The organism is Streptococcus salivarius (genome assembly GCF_002094975.1).
GTDB classification, from domain to species: Bacteria; Bacillota; Bacilli; order Lactobacillales; family Streptococcaceae; genus Streptococcus; species Streptococcus salivarius_D.
In genome coordinates this window covers 153,157-172,751 of the sequence record NZ_CP015283.1, presented here as the reverse complement: position 1 = coordinate 172,751, position 19,595 = coordinate 153,157, and the positions used below count along the sequence as shown (strand labels likewise).

20 protein-coding genes are annotated in these 19,595 nt (G+C 41.3%); 19 read left to right on the top strand and 1 reads right to left on the bottom strand.

Annotated features, from left to right (window positions below):
* Positions 1 to 40 precede the first annotated feature (40 nt).
* Positions 41 to 493 carry a universal stress protein gene (locus V471_RS00860; RefSeq protein WP_002891687.1) on the bottom strand — a complete coding sequence of 151 codons (453 nt, stop codon included), beginning with the start codon at positions 491 to 493 and terminating at the stop codon, positions 41 to 43.
* A gap of 359 nt (positions 494 to 852) precedes the next feature.
* Between V471_RS00860 and V471_RS00855 the strand changes: the two genes are divergently transcribed.
* The 19 genes from V471_RS00855 to V471_RS00765 all read left to right on the top strand — a co-directional run bounded on the left by V471_RS00855 (position 853) and on the right by V471_RS00765 (position 19,332).
* Positions 853 to 2,067 carry a pyridoxal phosphate-dependent aminotransferase gene (locus tag V471_RS00855; protein ID WP_014632686.1) on the top strand — a complete coding sequence of 405 codons (1,215 nt, stop codon included), beginning with the start codon at positions 853 to 855 and terminating at the stop codon, positions 2,065 to 2,067.
* Positions 2,068 to 2,333: 266 nt separating this feature from the next.
* Positions 2,334 to 3,119, top strand: coding sequence for a GTP-sensing pleiotropic transcriptional regulator CodY (codY, locus tag V471_RS00850; protein WP_002884784.1), 786 nt, complete (start codon positions 2,334 to 2,336; stop codon positions 3,117 to 3,119).
* Between the two features lie 66 nt (positions 3,120 to 3,185).
* A complete protein-coding gene (locus V471_RS00845; RefSeq protein ID WP_014632687.1) occupies positions 3,186 to 3,737 on the top strand; it encodes a cysteine hydrolase family protein in 552 nt (183 codons plus the stop codon).
* Between the two features lie 156 nt (positions 3,738 to 3,893).
* A complete protein-coding gene (locus tag V471_RS00840; protein WP_014632688.1) occupies positions 3,894 to 5,333 on the top strand; it encodes a 6-phospho-beta-glucosidase in 1,440 nt (479 codons plus the stop codon).
* Positions 5,330 to 5,794 (top strand): glycosyltransferase, encoded by a 465-nt coding sequence (locus V471_RS00835; RefSeq protein WP_428949785.1) that lies wholly within the window; start codon positions 5,330 to 5,332, stop codon positions 5,792 to 5,794. Before V471_RS00840 ends, V471_RS00835 begins: the two co-directional genes overlap by 4 nt.
* A gap of 139 nt (positions 5,795 to 5,933) precedes the next feature.
* A complete protein-coding gene (gene gatC, locus V471_RS00830; protein ID WP_002884769.1) occupies positions 5,934 to 6,236 on the top strand; it encodes an Asp-tRNA(Asn)/Glu-tRNA(Gln) amidotransferase subunit GatC in 303 nt (100 codons plus the stop codon).
* Positions 6,236 to 7,702 carry an Asp-tRNA(Asn)/Glu-tRNA(Gln) amidotransferase subunit GatA gene (gatA, locus tag V471_RS00825; RefSeq protein WP_014632690.1) on the top strand — a complete coding sequence of 489 codons (1,467 nt, stop codon included), beginning with the start codon at positions 6,236 to 6,238 and terminating at the stop codon, positions 7,700 to 7,702. Before gatC ends, gatA begins: the two co-directional genes overlap by 1 nt.
* Positions 7,702 to 9,144, top strand: a complete 1,443-nt coding sequence (gatB, locus tag V471_RS00820) for an Asp-tRNA(Asn)/Glu-tRNA(Gln) amidotransferase subunit GatB (protein WP_003018306.1) — start codon at positions 7,702 to 7,704, stop codon at positions 9,142 to 9,144. Before gatA ends, gatB begins: the two co-directional genes overlap by 1 nt.
* Positions 9,145 to 9,240: 96 nt before the next feature.
* Positions 9,241 to 9,624, top strand: a complete 384-nt coding sequence (locus V471_RS00815; protein WP_014632691.1) for a hypothetical protein — start codon at positions 9,241 to 9,243, stop codon at positions 9,622 to 9,624.
* 76 nt (positions 9,625 to 9,700) lie between these two features.
* Entirely contained in the window at positions 9,701 to 10,618 is a 918-nt protein-coding gene (locus V471_RS00810) for a DMT family transporter (protein ID WP_014632692.1), read from the top strand.
* A gap of 137 nt (positions 10,619 to 10,755) precedes the next feature.
* Entirely contained in the window at positions 10,756 to 11,283 is a 528-nt protein-coding gene (locus V471_RS00805) for a YqeG family HAD IIIA-type phosphatase (RefSeq protein ID WP_003094053.1), read from the top strand.
* Positions 11,283 to 12,401 carry a ribosome biogenesis GTPase YqeH gene (gene yqeH / locus V471_RS00800; protein WP_045771999.1) on the top strand — a complete coding sequence of 373 codons (1,119 nt, stop codon included), beginning with the start codon at positions 11,283 to 11,285 and terminating at the stop codon, positions 12,399 to 12,401. The genes V471_RS00805 and yqeH overlap by 1 nt, the downstream gene beginning before the upstream one ends.
* A gap of 29 nt (positions 12,402 to 12,430) precedes the next feature.
* On the top strand, positions 12,431 to 12,748 hold the full coding sequence (yhbY, locus tag V471_RS00795; RefSeq protein WP_002884193.1) for a ribosome assembly RNA-binding protein YhbY: 318 nt from the start codon (positions 12,431 to 12,433) through the stop codon (positions 12,746 to 12,748).
* A 105-nt stretch (positions 12,749 to 12,853) separates the two neighbouring features.
* The gene (locus V471_RS00790; RefSeq protein WP_045771998.1) at positions 12,854 to 13,486 is read left to right on the top strand and encodes a nicotinate-nucleotide adenylyltransferase; all 633 of its coding nucleotides are present in this window, start codon (positions 12,854 to 12,856) and stop codon (positions 13,484 to 13,486) included.
* Positions 13,483 to 14,073: a bis(5'-nucleosyl)-tetraphosphatase (symmetrical) YqeK gene (gene yqeK, locus V471_RS00785; protein ID WP_049553873.1), complete on the top strand. Its 591-nt coding sequence runs from the start codon at positions 13,483 to 13,485 to the stop codon at positions 14,071 to 14,073. Before V471_RS00790 ends, yqeK begins: the two co-directional genes overlap by 4 nt.
* Positions 14,074 to 14,096: 23 nt before the next feature.
* Positions 14,097 to 14,450, top strand: a complete 354-nt coding sequence (gene rsfS, locus V471_RS00780) for a ribosome silencing factor (RefSeq protein WP_014632696.1) — start codon at positions 14,097 to 14,099, stop codon at positions 14,448 to 14,450.
* A 204-nt stretch (positions 14,451 to 14,654) separates the two neighbouring features.
* On the top strand, positions 14,655 to 15,395 hold the full coding sequence (locus V471_RS00775) for a class I SAM-dependent DNA methyltransferase (protein ID WP_049553875.1): 741 nt from the start codon (positions 14,655 to 14,657) through the stop codon (positions 15,393 to 15,395).
* Between the two features lie 6 nt (positions 15,396 to 15,401).
* Entirely contained in the window at positions 15,402 to 16,493 is a 1,092-nt protein-coding gene (locus V471_RS00770; RefSeq protein WP_084871003.1) for a nucleotidyltransferase, read from the top strand.
* A gap of 733 nt (positions 16,494 to 17,226) precedes the next feature.
* Positions 17,227 to 19,332: an AAA family ATPase gene (locus tag V471_RS00765; RefSeq protein WP_004183275.1), complete on the top strand. Its 2,106-nt coding sequence runs from the start codon at positions 17,227 to 17,229 to the stop codon at positions 19,330 to 19,332.
* The last annotated feature ends 263 nt before the right edge of the window (positions 19,333 to 19,595 follow it).

Below are 19,595 nucleotides of genomic sequence, written 5' to 3'. Positions count from 1 at the left end.
CATATGAGAAAAGCACCAGAGGTGCTTTTGTGAGAGGTGACTAAAGTGTTTTTTCAGAGTCACGAACAATGAGCAAGTCAACTTTTGCGTGACGGAGAATGTATTCAGAAGACGAACCAATAAGCAAGCGTTCAAAAGTATTGAGACCAGTGGCACCAACCATAATAAGGTCAACATTTTCCTTATCAGGGATATCAACAGCCAAGAGGCTCTTAGGATTACCGAACTCAATAACTTTGCGAATCTTGGTTAAACCAGCTTCTCTGGCTTGGCGTTCAAAGTCAGCCAAAACAGCTTTAGCTTCGTCTTCTAGTTTTTCATAGATATAAGAGTCGAAAGTCGCAACGCTTTGAAGGGCGCGTGTATCGATAACGTGTACCAATAGTAACTGAGCATTATTACGTTTTGCAACGTGCACACCTTTAATAAAGGCCAGTTCTGATTCGTAAGAACCGTCGATAGCTACCATAATACGTTCATATTGTTGAGACATAAGCTCTACCTCCTATCTTTAGCTTTATTATACTCCTTTAGTCTAAAAAATGAAAGCGTTGTTATAGATTTTCTGAAATCTTTTTTTGACTGCTTACTTTAGGATGCTCTTAGTAATGTGAAGATTTCAGTATTATCTAAAAATTGAAGATTGCTTGAAAAAGAGGTATAATACAATCTGTTATTAGCTTCGTAAGAAACATGATAATTAAAAAAGAGGAAGACAAGTCTTCAGAAATGATACCAAATGGCTGAGCCTAAAGTTGGTGTCAATAAAAGTGGAAATCCTCATCAGGTGTTGAATTTTCTTATTTTCTGCTAGATGTATCTACTTTTAGTATCTTTTGAAAGGATTAACTTATGAAAACATTTGATAAATCATCAAAGTTGGAACACGTTGCCTATGATATTCGTGGACCAGTTTTGGATGAAGCCAACCGTATGATTGCTAAAGGTGAAAAGATTCTTCGTCTTAATACGGGAAATCCTGCGGAATTTGGCTTTACAGCACCGGATGAAGTCATTCGTGATTTAATTATGAATGTTCGTAACAGTGAAGGGTATTCAGATAGTAAGGGGATTTTCTCAGCTCGTAAGGCGATTATGCAGTATTGCCAGCTAAAGGGATTCCCAAATGTAGATATTGATGATATTTATATTGGTAATGGTGTTTCAGAGATGATTTCCATGTCTATGCAGGCCTTGCTTGATGATGGAGATGAGGTCTTGGTCCCAATGCCAGACTATCCTCTTTGGACAGCCTGTGTCAGCCTAGCAGGCGGTAATGCCGTACACTATGTCTGTGATGAAAAATCTAACTGGTATCCAGATATTGATGATATCAAATCAAAGATTACGTCAAATACTAAGGCAATTGTAGTCATCAATCCCAATAATCCTACAGGTTCACTCTATCCTAAGGATGTCCTTGAACAGATTGTGGATATTGCTCGACAAAATGATTTGATTATCTTTGCGGATGAGATTTATGACCGCTTGGTTATGGATGGTAAACAGCATACTGCGATTGCTAGTCTTGCACCAGATGTCTTCTGTGTGTCTATGAATGGTCTTTCTAAGTCTCACCGCATTTGTGGTTTCCGTGTAGGTTGGATGGTTCTCTCTGGACCTAAAAAGAATGTCAAAGGCTATATTGAAGGGCTTAATATGTTGGCCAACATGCGTCTTTGTGCTAATGTGCTCTCTCAGCACGTTATTCAGACTTCACTTGGTGGTTACCAATCCGTGGATGAACTCTTGATCCCTGGTGGGCGTATCTATGAACAACGTGAGTTTATCACGAATACCGTAAACGCTATTCCAGGGCTTTCAGCTGTTAAGCCAGATGCAGGTCTTTATATCTTCCCTAAGATTGACCGTAACATGTATGATATTGAGGATGATGAAGAATTCTGTCTTCGTCTCTTGAAGAAGGAGAAGGTTCTCCTAGTTCCAGGTAAAGGCTTTAACTGGAATGAACCAGATCACTTCCGTATTGTCTACCTTCCTCGTGTGGAAGAGTTGGCTGATCTCGGTAACAAAATCGAACGAGTCTTGTCATATTACAAGCGTTAATTTCTTGAAAAACTGGACAAAAAGGCTTGTCCAGTTTTTATTGTCTCTAAAAAGGGGACATATTTGAGCAAAATCCGAACATTTTCCTAATAATGCCATAATATACTTAATATAATGAATAGTAGAATAATAAATAATTTTCAGACAATTGTTTGCAATTTCTGGGTTAAGTGTGCTATAATGATAGGGCTAGTAGGTCTTGACGCAGAAGATTAGTACAAGGCTTGATATTATTATGATTACAATAGAAAGTGAAGACAATAAATATGGCAAATTTGCTGGCTAAAACACGTAAAATTACATCTATCTTGCAACGCTCAGTAGATAGCTTGGAAGGAGATCTTCCATACAACAACATGGCTGCTCAATTGGCGGATATCATTGATTGTAACGCTGCTATCGTTAATGGTGGTGGTGCTCTCCTTGGTTTTGCCATGAAGTACAAAACCAACAATGATCGTGTGGAGGAGTTTTTTGAAGCCAAACAACTTCCAGAAGAATATACACGTGGTATCAGCCGTGTTTATGACACTCAAGAAAACATTGGTATTGACAGTGACTTGACCATTTTCCCTGTGGAGTCAAAAGATGACTTCCCAGATGGTTTGACTACAATTGCACCTATCTATGGTGGTGGTATGCGTCTTGGTTCTTTCATCATTTGGCGTAACGATCATGACTTTGTAGATGAAGATCTTATCTTGGTTGAGATTGCCTCTACAGTAGTTGGGTTGCAGTTGTTGAACCTTCAAACAGAGAATTTGGAAGAAACAATTCGTAAACAAACAGCTATTAACATGGCTATTAATACCTTGTCTTACTCAGAAATCAAGGCAGTTTCAGCTATCTTGAATGAGTTGGACGGTTTGGAAGGCCGCTTGACAGCGTCTGTTATCGCTGACCGTATTGGAATCACACGTTCAGTTATCGTTAATGCCCTTCGTAAGTTGGAATCAGCTGGTATTATTGAGAGCCGTTCACTCGGTATGAAAGGGACTTATCTTAAAGTCCTTAACGAAGGTATCTACGATAAATTGAAAGAATACGAATAAGAAGAATACTGAAGGAAAGTGAGGTAGGAGGAACCTGCCCCACTTTTTTTAAAAGGAGAAAGTAATATGACAAAGGCATTGATATCAATTGATTACTCTTATGATTTTGTGGCAGATGATGGGAAGTTGACGGCTGGAAAGCCTGCCCAAGCCATTGAAGACCGCATTGCCCAGGTAACTCAAGAGGCCTATGATAATGGGGATTATATCTTCGTTGCTATGGACCGACATGATGAAGGAGATACCTTCCATCCTGAAACCAAGCTCTTTCCACCGCACAATATTGCAGGGACGTCTGGGCGAGAACTTTATGGTAAGTTAGCTGGTGTATATGATGCTATTAAGGATGATAATCGTGTCTTTTGGATGGATAAGCGACACTACTCAGCCTTTTCGGGAACGGATTTAGATATTCGTTTGCGTGAGCGTCGTGTGACGACAGTTGTTTTGACAGGAGTTTTAACAGATATTTGTGTCCTACATACAGCCATTGATGCCTATAATTTAGGTTATGATATCGAGGTTGTAGTAAGTGCAACAGCCTCCTTGACGCCTGAAGCTCATGACTTTGCTATTGGGCATTTTAAAAATGTTCTTGGAGCAACCATTGTGGAGTAAGAAGATTTATAATCGAGAGTGGGAATCCATCCTACTCTCGTTTTTTGTCTAAAATCATAGGATAGTATCAGTTTTTCGTAGTTTACTATAAGAAAACGATTTCAGACTAGTATATACTATTACTGAAATATTCTTGAATCATAAAGAGGTAGAACAATGACTAAAAAAATGACTTTTCCTGATGGATTTTTGTGGGGTGGAGCGACAGCAGCCAACCAATGTGAGGGTGCCTATGATGCTGATGGACGTGGTTTAGCCAACGTTGACGTGGTGCCAATTGGTGAGGATCGCCTTTCAATTATCACAGGACGTCGTAAGATGTTTGATTTTGAGGATGGCTATTTTTATCCAGCCAAGGAAAGTATCGATATGTACCATCGTTACAAGGAAGATATTGCTCTCTTTGGTGAAATGGGCTTTAAGACTTATCGTCTTTCTATTGCTTGGTCACGTATTTTTCCTAAAGGGGATGAAGCTGAGCCAAATGAAGCTGGGCTTGCCTTTTACGAGGACCTCTTCAAAGAATGTCACAAGTATGGCATTGAACCTTTGGTGACAATCACGCACTTTGATTGTCCTATGCACTTGATTACAGAGTATGGGGGATGGCGTAATCGTAAGATGCTTGGTTTCTATGAAAATCTTTGCCGTACCCTTTTCACACGCTTTAAAGGCTTGGTTAAGTACTGGCTCACTTTCAATGAAATTAATATGATTCTCCATGCACCATTTATGGGAGCAGGACTCTGCTTTGAAGAGGGTGAGAATGAGGAACAGGTTAAATACCAAGCAGCTCACCATGAGTTGGTAGCTTCAGCTATGGCGACGAAGTTGGCCCATGAGATTGACCCTGAAAATAAGGTTGGTTGTATGTTGGCAGCAGGTCAGTATTATCCAAATACAGCCCACCCACGTGACTACTGGGCAGCCATGCAAGAAGATCGTAGTAGCTATTTCTTTATTGATGTTCAGGCTCGTGGAGAGTATCCAAATTATGCTAAGAAGCAGTGGGAACGTGATGGCATTGAGATTGAGATGACTGAAGAAGATTTGGCCCTTCTTAAAGAGTATACTGTAGATTTTATTTCCTTCTCTTACTATGCAAGTCGTGTGGCTTCAGGTGATCCAGAAGTTAATGAAAAGACAGCAGGAAATATCTTTGCCTCTATTAAAAATCCATATTTGGAAGCTTCAGAATGGGGTTGGCAAATTGACCCACTAGGTCTTCGTATTACCCTTAACGTTATTTGGGATCGTTACCAAAAACCGATGTTTATTGTTGAAAATGGTCTCGGTGCTGTGGATACACCAGATGAAAATGGTTATGTTGAAGATGATTACCGTATCGACTACTTGGCAGCCCACATCAAGGCCATGCGTGATGCTATCAATGAAGATGGTGTAGAGCTTTGGGGCTACACAACATGGGGTTGTATTGACCTTGTTTCTGCTGGAACTGGTGAAATGAAGAAACGTTATGGTTTTATCTATGTGGACCGTGACAACGATGGTAATGGTAGCCTTAAACGCTCTAAGAAGAAATCATTTAACTGGTACAAAGAAGTTATCGCAAGTAACGGTGCCTCTGTAGAATAGTCTATGAGTTCTCGACTAATGACATCAACGGTAAAGGTGGGGAGCAAGAGAATCTACAAGATCTGATTGATACTCTTGGGGCGAATGATTATATCAAACTTAGAGGACATGCGGATTTGCGTGACGTCTACCCACAGTACGAACTTTATGTCACTACCTCTCAGTGGGAGACCTTTGGTTTGACCCTGATGGAAGCGGTAGGAGCAGGTTTAGCCCTAGTTGGTTTTGATGCCCGTTATGGCAATCCAACCTTCATCAAAGATGGTGAGAATGGCTATCTGGTTCCTTATAGCGAGACTATGGATGAGGACCTGCTTGTTTCTCAGATGGCGGATAAAATTGTATTTGCCTTAGAGAGTGATCTTGAGTCTATGCACCAAGTCTCATACGACCTGGCAAAACAGTATTTGAAACCTGTAATTCTAGAGGCTTGGAGAAAGCTCTTGATAGCCATACGATAAGTGTTTTGAAAAAGCTCTATCTCTGTAAACTGTAGTGACAAAAAAGTTACTACAGTTTTTTTATCCTCCAAGCAAAATAGGCTAAATTATGGTAAAATAGAGGGTATTGAAAAATCATCATTTCACGAAAGGAAGCAAGATGAAAATTACGCAAGAAGAGGTAACCCACGTTGCCAATCTTTCAAAATTGAAATTCTCTCCAGAAGAGACAGCTGAGTTTGCGACAACCTTGTCTAAAATTGTCGACATGGTGGAATTGTTGGAAGAAGTGGACACAACAGGTGTTGCCCCAACAACGACCATGGCTGACCGCAAGACCGTATTGCGTCCGGATGTTGCTGAAAAAGGGACTGACCGTGACCGCTTGTTTAAAAATGTACCTGAAAAAGATAACTATTACATCAAGGTACCAGCTATCCTAGAAGATGGAGGAGATGCCTAATGTCATTCAACAATAAAACCATTGAAGAGTTGCACGACCTCCTTGTCTCTAAGGAAATTTCGGCAACGGAATTGACCCAAGCAACGCTTTACGATATCAAGGCGCGTGAAGAAGCAGTCAATGCCTTTGTGACAGTGGCAGAAGAAGTGGCTCTTGCGCAAGCCAAGGCCATTGATGAAAAGGGAATTGATGCAGATAACCTCTTGTCAGGGATTCCACTCGCTGTCAAAGACAATATCTCAACAGATGGCATCTTGACTACTGCGGCATCAAAAATGCTCTACAACTACGAGCCAATCTTTGATGCGACAGCTGTTGCCAATGCCAAAGCCAAAGATATGATTGTCATCGGGAAGACCAACATGGATGAATTTGCCATGGGTGGATCTGGAGAAACTTCTTACTATGGACCAACCAAGAATGCTTGGGACCACAGCAAGGTGCCTGGTGGATCTTCTAGTGGTTCAGCAGCTTCTGTCGCTTCAGGGCAAGTCCGTTTGTCCCTTGGTTCAGATACAGGTGGTTCTATCCGTCAACCGGCTGCCTTCAACGGGATTGTTGGTCTCAAACCAACTTATGGAACGGTTTCCCGTTTTGGTCTCATTGCCTTTGGTAGCTCACTCGACCAAATTGGTACTTTCTCACCAACGGTTAAGGAAAATGCCCAATTGCTTAATGTCATTGCCAGTGAAGATGCCAAGGATTCAACTTCAGCACCAGTACGCGTAGCCGATTTTACTTCTAAGATTGGTCAAGACATCAAAGGTATGAAGATTGCCCTTCCTAAGGAATACCTCGGTGAAGGGATTGACCCAGAAGTCAAAGAAACTATCCTCAATGCGGCTAAACACTTTGAAAAATTGGGAGCAACTGTCGAAGAAGTTAGCCTTCCACACTCTAAATACGGGGTTGCTGTTTACTACATCATCGCTTCATCTGAAGCTTCTTCAAACTTGCAACGTTTCGACGGTATTCGCTATGGTTTCCGTGCAGAAGATGCTAAAAACTTGGATGATATCTACGTGAACACTCGTAGCCAAGGCTTTGGTGATGAGGTCAAACGCCGTATCATGCTTGGTACCTTTAGTTTGTCATCTGGTTACTACGATGCTTACTACAAGAAAGCTGGCCAAGTCCGTACCCTCATTATCCAAGACTTCGAAAAAGTCTTTGCGGATTACGACCTTATCCTTGGACCAACAGCTCCAAGTGTAGCCTTTGATTTGGATTCGCTCAACCATGATCCAGTTGCCATGTACTTGGCTGACCTCTTGACCATTCCAGTCAACTTGGCAGGTCTTCCAGGGATTTCGATTCCTGCAGGTTTTGCGCAAGGTCTTCCAGTTGGTTTGCAGTTGATTGGTCCTAAGTATTCTGAAGAAACCATCTACCAAGCTGCAGCTGCCTTTGAAGCAACGACGGATTACCACAAGCAACAACCCCTTATTTTCGGAGGTGACAATTAATGAACTTTGAAACAGTCATCGGACTTGAAGTCCACGTTGAATTGAATACAAACTCAAAAATTTTCTCACCAACCTCTGCTCACTTTGGGAATGAGCAAAATGCCAACACTAATGTGATTGACTGGTCTTTCCCAGGGGTGCTTCCTGTCTTGAACAAGGGTGTTGTGGATGCTGGTATCAAGGCTGCTTTGGCGCTGAATATGGATATCCATCAGCACATGCACTTTGACCGTAAGAACTATTTTTACCCTGATAATCCAAAAGCCTACCAAATTTCGCAATTTGACGAGCCAATCGGATATAACGGTTGGATTGAAGTGCAATTGGAAGATGGCTCAACTAAGAAAATTGGGATTGAACGTGCCCACTTGGAAGAAGACGCCGGTAAGAACACGCACGGAACAGATGGATTCTCTTACGTAGACCTTAACCGTCAAGGGGTTCCATTGATTGAAATCGTATCTGAAGCAGATATGCGTTCTCCAGAAGAAGCCTACGCCTATTTGACAGCTTTGAAAGAAGTTATCCAGTACACTGGTATTTCAGACGTCAAGATGGAAGAAGGATCTATGCGTGTAGATGCCAACATTTCCCTTCGCCCATATGGTCAAGAGGAATTTGGTACCAAGACTGAGTTGAAAAACTTGAACTCTTTCTCAAACGTCCGTAAAGGTCTTGAATACGAAGTGCAACGCCAAGCGAAAATCTTGCGTTCAGGTGGTGTCATTCGTCAAGAAACACGCCGTTATGATGAAGCTAATAAGAGCACTATCCTTATGCGTGTCAAAGAAGGAGCAGCGGATTACCGTTACTTCCCAGAACCAGACCTTCCATTGTTTGAAATCTCAGATGAGTGGATCGAGGAAATGCGTACGGAGTTGCCAGAGTTTCCAAAAGACCGTCGTGCTCGCTATGTGGCAGAGCTTGGCTTGTCTGACTATGATGCCAACCAATTGACAGCGACGAAAGTTACTTCTGACTTCTTTGAAGCAGCGGTAGCCCTTGGCGGAGATGCTAAACAAGTGTCTAACTGGCTCCAAGGTGAAGTCGCGCAATTCTTGAACGCAGAAGGCAAAACGCTTGAAGAAATCAAGTTGACACCAGAAAACTTGGTCGAAATGATTGCCATCATCGAAGATGGAACCATTTCATCTAAGATTGCCAAGAAAGTCTTCGTTCACTTGGCGAAAAACGGTGGCGGTGCGCGTGAATACGTCGAAAAAGCTGGTTTGGTACAGATTTCAGATCCTGAAGTCTTGATCCCAATCATCCACCAAGTCTTTGCAGATAATGAAGCAGCCGTAGCTGACTTCAAATCAGGTAAACGTAACGCTGACAAGGCCTTCACAGGCTTCCTCATGAAAGCAACCAAAGGCCAAGCCAACCCACAAGTAGCTCTTAAACTACTTGCTCAAGAATTGGCTAAGTTGAAAGAAGAGTAATAGATAAAGAATCAGCCGAAAGGTTGGTTTTTTCTTTGCAATATTTGTGTTAGACTAGTTGGGAATATTTTTATAGAAGATTTCAGGAGCAAACCAATGAACAAATTCTTAAGAGTCTTATTTATCCTAGTCATCATCGCCATGACTGGTGCCATTATTTTTCAGCTATTCTTTCCCACCTATATGGGAAGTCATTCGGGTTACGGTATTTCAGTTGGATGGCAGAGGGAGATTGGTATTTGGAATGTGGCGGTTCTGGTCATCCTCCTTGCCGTTAACTTAAAGTACGATTGGTTTTATCTGAGAGCAGTTCTGATTGCTTTGATTCTGGGAGGCCTAGGTATTGGAACCAATCATTTCCTTAGCTATCTTCAATACCATCACTCTGTTAATGCTGTTGGAGCTTTTGAGAATTATCTTTTAGTTCTTGGCTGGATTGTCGGTTGGTGGATAGAGCATTCCTCAAGAAAAACAGTTTAATTATTCTGAAGTAATCGTCTGACATACAATTCCCTATGTTATAATAAATAGGCATTATTATAATCGAGGAAAACACATGTCTAAACAACTTAAAGGTAGTCTGATGGTCATAACTGCTGGGATTGCCTGGGGAGTCTCAGGAGTTTCTGGTCAATACCTGATGGCTCATGGGGTTAATGTCAATCTTTTGACGAGTTTACGTTTGATTCTAGCTGGTACTTTACTAACGGCTTCGGTCTTTTTTAGGCAGCGAGACAAATTAGTACAAGCCATTAAAGATAGGAAAACCTTAGTAAGTATCGCCTTATTTGCTCTCTTTGGTCTGGTCTTGAATCAGTATGCCTATCTCAGTGCTATTCACTACACCAACGCTGGAACTGCGACAGTCTTACAGTATGTCACGCCAGTTCTTATCTTGGCTTTTGTGTGTGCTAAGAACCGCAGATTTCCAACGGTCTCAGAGTTAGTGGCGATTATCATGGCTATTGCGGGAACTTTTATCATCGCAACGCATGGTCAGGTGACAGAGCTAGCCATCACACCTATTGGTTTGTTCTGGGGCCTCTTCTCGGCAGTAACCTATGCACTCTATATCCTACTGCCTGCTAAGGCTATTGAAAAGTGGGGCAGTCTGATTGTCATCGGTCTAGGAATGTTACTCGGTGGTCTGATTTTTCCAATTGCTATCCAAGCCTGGAAGTATGAGTTACCCTTGACTGGTGGCAATCTTTTAGCACTTTTTGGGTTGGTCTTCATCGGGACAGTCTTTGCCTACACCGTTTTCCTTAAGGGGACGACAATGGTTGGCGCTGTAAAAGGAAGTCTCCTGGCCTCGGTAGAACCTGTGGCATCGGTCATTTTAACGGTCTTAATCATGGGTGACCACTTCTTTGCCATTGATGTGCTTGGAATGATTTTAATTGTTCTTGCCGTTATCCTCATTTCGCTTAAGGATTTAGTAGCCCTTAAAAAACAAGAGAAAATTCAAAGATAAAGATAGAGCCCAAGTGATTGTGGCTCTTTTTCGATACCGTTGTGTCAAAGATGTTCTTAAAAAATAGGACTTAAGTCCCACACATAAACCTTAAAAATATGGTAAAATAAGAGGTAAACTAACATTTTGGAGAGAAAATGAGTATAGACGATTACAGGCCCCATTTTATGGTGGAGGCTGTTTATGATTTGAAACCTGACCAACTACGTGAACACGGTATTCGTGCCGTCTTGGTCGATTTGGACAATACCTTGATTGCTTGGAACAACCCTGATGGGACTCCTGAGCTACGTGCTTGGTTAGATGAGATGACAGAGGCTGACATTCCAGTGGTTGTGGTCTCTAACAACAAGCATGAACGTGTGGAACGTGCGGTAGCCAATTTCCATGTGGATTTCGTGAGTCGTGCCATGAAGCCTTTCACTAAAGGTATTAATGAAGCGATTGAGCGTTACCACTTTAATCGAGACGAGGTCGTTATGGTGGGAGACCAGCTAATGACTGACATCAGAGCTAGCCACAGAGCTGGAATTCGATCGATTTTGGTCAAGCCTTTGGTGAAATCAGATGCTTGGGTAACCAAGTTTAACCGTTGGCGTGAACGTCGCATGTGGAAAAAGATTGAAAAAGCATATGGTCCAATGACCTTCAACAAAGGAATTTAATGGAAGAATTATTTTGTATTGGGTGTGGAGCCCAAATTCAAACAGAAGATAAAGAAAAAGCAGGTTTCACACCTGCTAGCTCTATTAAAAAGGCCGAAGAAACAGGTGAGTTATACTGCCAACGCTGTTTCCGTCTTCGTCATTACAATGAGATTGTGGATGTCCACATCACAGATGATGAATTTTTAAAATTGCTTCATGAAGTTGGTGATAGTGATGCCCTCGTTGTCAATGTCGTTGATATTTTTGATTTTAATGGATCAATCATACCAGGCTTATCACGCTTTGTTTCGGGTAATGATGTGCTCTTGGTTGGAAATAAAAAGGATATCCTGCCTAAATCTGTTAAAGATGGTAAGGTAACCCAATGGTTGACAGAACGTGCCCACGAAGAAGGGATGCGTCCGGTGGATGTCATGTTGACGTCTGCCCAAAATCACCACGCCATTAAAGAGTTGATTCAACGTATTGAAAAACTCCGTAAGGGTCGTGATGTCTATGTTGTTGGTGTGACGAATGTTGGTAAATCAACCTTAATCAATGCCATTATCAAAGAAATTACTGGTGATAAAGATGTTATCACAACCTCTCGTTTTCCAGGAACGACCCTTGATAAGATTGAAATTCCATTGGATGACGGTAGCTATATTTTTGATACACCAGGAATTATTCACCGACACCAGATGGCACACTATCTGTCAGCGAAGGATCTCAAGTATGTTAGTCCTAAGAAGGAAATTAAGCCAAAAACTTACCAGTTAAATGCAGGACAAAGCCTATTCCTAGGCGGTCTTGGACGTTTTGACTTTATTGATGGGAATAAGCAAGGTTTTACAGCCTTCTTTGATAATAACTTGAAGCTACATCGTACCAAACTTGAAGGCGCAGATGCCTTCTATGATAAGCATGTTGGAAGTCTCCTCATGCCTCCTGGGCCAAAGGATCTTGCCGATTTTCCGAAACTTGTCCGTCACGAGTTCACTGTCAAAGATAAGACAGACATTGTCTTCTCAGGATTAGGATGGATCCGTGTCCAAGGAAAAACTGACCAACCAACCATCGTTGCTGCTTGGGCACCAGAAGGTGTTGGCGTTGTCGTACGAAAAGCGATTATTTAAACTTAGTTAAGTAGTTAAAAGGAATAAACATGTCATTAACATCAAAACAACGTGCCTTCCTCAAATCGGAAGCACACACACTTAAACCTATTGTACAAATCGGGAAAAACGGTCTTAACGACCATATCAAAACTAGCGTTCGCAACGCCCTTGATGCCCGTGAATTGATCAAAGTAACCCTACTCCAAAACACTATGGAAGATATTCATGAGGTTGCTGAAATCTTGGAAGAAGAAATTGGCTGTGATACAGTTCTTAAGATTGGACGTATCTTGATTCTCTATAAAGAGTCAGCTAAAAAAGAAAATCGTAAGTTGTCACCAAAGGTCAAAGCTATCCAAAAATAGTTGCTGACTTTGCTTGGTGAAGGATAAACTAAGGTATAGGAACACTTTTGAAGCATCAGCTAGCCTTAAGTCAGTTGTATAATGCTTGAAAAAGAGGAGGCGTACATGGCACTGGATCTCGTAACCCCATTTACAAAGGTTCAACTAGAAGAAGAAATCAAAGATACTGGCCGTAAGCAGGTGGGAATTTTAGGTGGAAATTTCAACCCTGTTCACAATGCTCACTTGGTTGTTGCGGACCAGGTGCGTCAGCAGTTAGGTCTTGACGAAGTTCTTCTCATGCCTGAGTTTGAGCCACCTCATGTCGATAAAAAAGAGACTATTGATGAACAACATCGCCTTAATATGCTTATGTTGGCTATTAACGGTATCGAGGGTTTGGATATTGAAACCATCGAGTTGGAACGCAAGGGAATCAGTTATACTTATGACACCATGAAGCTTTTGACAGAGGCCAATCCTGATACGGATTATTACTTTATTATTGGAGCGGATATGGTCGAATACTTACCAAAATGGCATCGTATTGATGAACTAATCGAGATGGTCCAATTTGTTGGTGTTCAGCGTCCTAAGTATAAGGCTGGAACCTCTTACCCAGTTATTTGGGTGGATGTGCCCCTTATGGATATTAGTTCGAGTGCAGTCAGAGCCTACATTAATAAGGACCGTACACCTAACTTTATGGTGCCGCAGTCTGTACTTGCCTACATCAAGAAAGCGGGGCTCTATAAATGACCTATGAAAAATATCTAGACTATTCTCGTGAAGAACTCCTTGAAAAAGTTCGAGCGATCATGAGTCCTAAACGCTTCAATCATGTTTTGGGTGTTGAGCGAGCTGCTATTGGTCTTGCTGAAAAGTATGGTTACGATACTAAAAAAGCTGGTTTGGCTGGCCTCCTTCATGATTATGCAAAGGAACTTCCGGATCAGGAATTCTTAGAGCTAATCGATAAGTATGAGCTCGACCCTGAATTGAAAAAATGGGGGAACAATGTCTGGCATGGCATGGTTGGGATTTACAAAATCCAAGAAGATTTGGGTTTGACTGATTCTGAGATTCTACGCAGTATTGAGATCCATACCGTCGGAAGCCATGAAATGTCAACCCTAGATAAGATTGTCTATGTAGCTGATTATATTGAGCATAACCGTAATTTCCCTTTGGTAGAGGAAGCTAGACAAGTAGCTGAGCAATCCTTGGATAAGGCAGTTGCTTTTGAGACAGTCCATACTGTAGAACACTTGGCTCATCAGGCCTTGCCGATTTTCCCGCAAACCTTGGAAACCTATAATGCTTTTGTGCATTACTTAAAAGATTAATAACAAATTACTGGAGAATATCATTGACTAAAGAAGAATTACTTGAATTGGTTGTCAAAGCTGCTGATGAAAAGCGAGCTGAAGACATTGTTGCCCTTGATTTGTACGGCCTTACAAGCCTAACAGATTACTTTGTTATTTTGAGTGCAATGAATAGCCGTCAGTTGGAAGCTATTGCTGACAACATCCGTGAGAAAGTGAAAGAAGCGGGCCTTGATGCTAGCCACATGGAAGGTGACAACAAGGGTGGTTGGATTCTTTTGGATCTTAACGACGTCGTTGTTCACATCTTTACAGAAGATGAACGTGCTCACTATAACCTTGAAAAACTCTGGCATGAAGCACCAATGGTGGATGTGTCAGCTTATTTGGCATAAAAATTGAACTCAGTTGGCGACAACTGGGTTTTGTTGCTTAAACTAAAGATTTAATAGGAAGGATAGAGCCTTGTGTTTGGTTGGTTTGTTAACTGAACACGAGCTAAAAGCAGTGAGAAAAAGATAAACTTTCTTTGTGTCAGGTGATACAGCAGAAAGCTTTCTATTTTCTCTGTACTTTTGACGCTCTTTGTATCTTGATTTATGGCTACTTATGAAACTTTTGCGGCGGTATACGACGCTGTTATGGATGATAGTCTTTACGATTTGTGGACGGATTTTTCCCTCCGTCATTTGTCAAAGACTAAGGATAAAAAGAAATTACTTGAATTGGCTTGTGGAACTGGAATTCAGTCTGTACGTTTTTCTCAAGCTGGTTTTGATGTGACTGGACTCGATTTGAGTGCTGATATGTTGAAGATTGCTGAGAAGCGAGCAGCCTCTGCCAAACAGAAAATTGCCTTTTTTGAAGGCAACATGTTGGATTTATCGCAAGCTGGTAAGTACGACTTTGTGACCTGCTACTCAGATTCAATCTGCTATATGCAGGACGAAGTAGAGGTCGGAGACGTGTTTAAAGAGGTTTACAATGCTCTCAATGAGGATGGCGTCTTCATCTTTGATGTGCACTCAACCTATCAGACGGATGAAGTGTTCCCGGGCTATTCCTACCATGAAAATGCAGAAGACTTTGCTATGCTTTGGGATACCTATGAGGATGCGGCACCACATTCTATTGTTCATGAATTGACCTTCTTTGTCCAAGAGGAAGATGGAAGCTTTAGCCGTCATGATGAGGTCCATGAGGAACGCACCTATGAGGTCTTGACTTATGATATCTTGTTGGAGCAAGCTGGCTTCAAGTCCTTCAAACTTTACGCTGATTTCGAGGATAAGGAACCGACTGAAACTAGTGCCCGTTGGTTCTTTGTGGCCCAAAAGTAAGAGACTATGACAGTTACAGGTATTATTGCTGAGTTCAATCCTTTTCATAACGGACACAAGTATCTCTTGGATCAGGCTGAAGGTGTCAAAATCGTTGCCATGTCTGGGAACTTTGTTCAGCGAGGTGAGCCAGCTATTGTGGATAAGTGGACTAGAGCTCAGATGGCTTTGGAAAATGGAGCGGACCTCGTGGTTGAGTTGCCTTTCTTGACTTCAGTCCAGTCTGCCGATTATTTTGCTGCTGGAGCTGTCGAAATCTTGTCCCGACTGGGAATTGATAGCCTTACTTTTGGCACGGAAGAAGTCCTAGACTACCAGGCTATAGCAGATGTCTATGCTGAAAATTCCGAGGAAATGGAAGCCTTTGTGGAAAGTTTGCCTAGTGATTTGTCTTATCCACAGAAGACGCAAAAAATGTGGGAAAAGTTTGCTGGTGTAGTCTTTACTGGCAATACACCCAATCATATCCTAGGCTTAGCCTATGCCAAAGCTTGTGCTGGTAAGGGCATTAAGTTGACTCCTATTCAGAGACAAGGAGCTGGCTATCATTCCTCAGACAAGGAAGTATCTTTCGCCTCAGCGACCAGTCTACGTCTCCACAAGCAAGACAGTGTTTTTGTGGATAAGTTCATGCCCAACAGCAAACTTTTTCAGACTTCTCCACAGGTCTCTTGGGATAATTATTTCCAATTGTTGGTTTATCAGATTCTTACCAACCCTGATTTGACCACTATTTTCCAGGTGAATGAAGAGATTGCCAGTCGTTTAAAAGCTGCTATCCGTGAGGTTTCTTCTGTGGAGGAACTCGTGGATAAGGTAGCAACCAAACGCTATACAAAAGCACGTGTACGTCGTATTTTGACCTATATTCTTGTCGGAGCTGTGGATAATCCTTTGCCTGAATCCATTCATGTGCTTGGATTTTCTCAAAAAGGGCAGACTCATCTCAAATCTGTGAAAAAGTCTGTGGATATAGTGGCTCGGATTGGAAGGGAGCCTTGGGATATGCTTACACAACAAGCAGATAATGTTTATCAATTAGGTAATTCCGAGCTTTCTCAACAAAACTTTGGACGCATACCAATTAGAGTAAAATAGTTTTATGAAAGGTCTACTTATGGTAGGCTTTTTTATTTGTCAAAAATTTTTTCAAAAAGGTCAAAAAAGATCAAACAAAACTATTGAGCTTTACTGACTAATAGTGTATGATAGTTTCATAAGGATTTAGCTTCCTTATAAATCTTGCAGTGCTAGCCTAAATACTTGTGAATAAAGTTATTGTGGTTTGGCTGCAAAAAAATTTATGAAAAAGGTCAAAAAAAGTCAAAAAACTATTGACTATTACTGACCAATATTGTACAATATAAACATAAGGAAATGAAATCCTTATGAAGGCTGTGTCAATAGCCCATATACCAATAAAAAGGATTGCAGCTAGTCTGCAAAAATTTTCATCTGAAAGGTCAGTGAAAGTCAAAACTAAATTCTTGACCCAATCAAATGAAAGGTATATGATAAAATTACAAGGAAAAAGGATTCCTTAATGTATAAGTTTCTTTCTGAAAAAGCTATTCATAGTTTTGAAAGAGGCTTGGAAGTTAGCTATATTGAGAGATTCACAGAAAGAAGGTGGCTCTTATGCTAAATGACAATTTATTTAAGGCTGTGAAAGTTCTCAGTCTCCTCCCAAGAGCAAAACCTGAAATTATTAGAAGAGTAGTTGAAGCTACTAAAAATTTTTAGGGTTTTGGTCAGTAAAAGTCAAAAAACACATTAACATAAAAATAACATTTAAAAAATTTCACAAGAAAACACAAAACGAGGTAATTATATGAACAACAACTTTAACAATATGGATGATCTTTTCAATCAATTGATGGGTAATATGGGTGGTTACCGTTCAGAAAACCGTCGCTACATGATTAACGGTCGTGAAGTGACACCTGAAGAATTTGCGATTTACCGTCAAACAGGTCAATTGCCTGGTAATGAAGGTGAAGCAGTGAACCCAACTCAACAACAAGGTAAAGGACCTAAACAAGATGGTATTCTTGCTAAACTTGGTCGTAACTTGACTGAAGAAGCTCGCGAAGGTAAATTGGATCCTGTTATCGGACGTAACAAAGAAATCCAAGAAGCTTGCGAAATCTTGGCTCGTCGTACCAAGAATAACCCAGTCCTTGTCGGGGATGCTGGGGTTGGTAAAACAGCCGTAGTTGAAGGTTTGGCTCAAGCCATCGTCAATGGTGATGTCCCAGCTGCTATCAAGAATAAAGAAATCATTTCAATTGATATTTCTGGACTTGAAGCTGGTACGCAATACCGTGGTAGCTTTGAAGAAAACATTCAAAACTTGGTAAACGAAGTCAAAGAAGCTGGAAACATTATCCTCTTCTTCGATGAGATCCACCAAATTCTTGGTGCCGGAAGCACTGGTGATGGTCAAGGGTCTAAAGGTCTTGCTGATATCTTGAAACCAGCTCTTTCACGTGGTGAATTGACAGTGATTGGTGCAACAACTCAAGATGAATACCGTAACACTATCTTGAAGAACGCTGCTCTAGCTCGTCGTTTCAACGAAGTTAAGGTCAATGCTCCTTCTGCTGAAGATACTTTCAAGATTCTCCAAGGTATCCGTGATCTTTATGAAAAACACCACAATGTTATCTTGCCAGATGATGTTTTGAAGGCAGCGGTAGATTTCTCTGTACAATACATTCCACAACGTAGCTTGCCAGATAAGGCTATCGACCTTGTCGATGTAACAGCTGCTCACTTGGCTGCTCAACACCCAGTAACTGATGTGAATGCTGTTGAACATGAAATTGAAGAAGAAAAAGCTAAACAAGAAGCTGCAGCTGCCAAAGAAGACTACGAAGCAGCTCTAAACGCTAAGGTTCGTATTGAAGAACTTGAAAAGAAAATTGCTAACCACACAGCAGACCTTAAAGTCACTGCAACTGTTAACGATGTGGCTGAATCTGTAGAACGTATGACTGGTATCCCAGTATCGCAAATGGGAGCAACTGATATCGAACGTTTGAAAGATATGGGTCACCGTTTGCAAACTAAGGTTATCGGTCAAGATAAAGCCGTTGAAGCAGTGGCACGTGCCATCCGTCGTAACCGTGCAGGATTTGACGAAGGTAACCGTCCAATTGGTAGCTTCCTCTTTGTAGGACCTACTGGTGTTGGTAAAACTGAGTTGGCTAAACAATTGGCTCTTGATATGTTCGGAACTAAAGATGCTATCATCCGTTTGGATATGTCAGAATACAGCGACCGCACAGCTGTTTCTAAATTGATTGGTACAACAGCTGGTTATGTTGGTTATGACGACAATAGCAATACTTTGACAGAACGTGTTCGCCGTAACCCTTACTCAATCGTCCTTCTCGACGAAATTGAAAAGGCTGACCCTCAAGTTATCACACTTCTTCTCCAAGTTTTGGATGATGGTCGTTTGACTGATGGTCAAGGTAACACTGTAAACTTCAAGAATACTGTGATTATCGCAACTTCAAACGCAGGATTTGGCTATGAAGCTAACTTGACAGAAGATGCTGATAAACCAGAACTTATGGATCGTTTGAAACCTTACTTCCGTCCAGAATTCCTTAACCGTTTCAATGCTGTCATCGAATTCTCACACTTGAGCAAAGAAGATCTTTCTAAGATTGTAGACCTTATGTTGGTTGAAGTTAACAAGACTCTTTCTAAGAAAGACATTGACTTGGCAGTTAGCGAAGCTGCTAAAGAATACATGACTGAAGAAGGCTACGATGAAGTCATGGGTGTTCGTCCACTCCGTCGTGTGGTTGAACAACAAATCCGTGACAAAGTCACAGACTTCCACTTGGATAACCTTGATGCTAAACACCTAGAAGCTGATATGGAAGATGGTGTCTTGGTTATCAAAGAAAAAGATGCTAAATAAAAAGCATAAAACCTCCTAATCCTATTTATGAAGCAGAGATGTTAGATATCTCTGCTTTTCTTTTTTATAAATTTTTTAGACTTTCCTTGGGTGCTAGGGACGGAAGCGACTTCCTAACGGAATTCCATTCCTAAGATTTGAGCCTGAGTCTCAAATCTTCCGAGTGAGAGAAGCAATATAGCTTCTCTCACTTTTAGCACAGCGGAAAGTCTAGCTTTGGTTAGTGTGAAAATCTAGCAATTAATTTTTACCAAAATGAGATA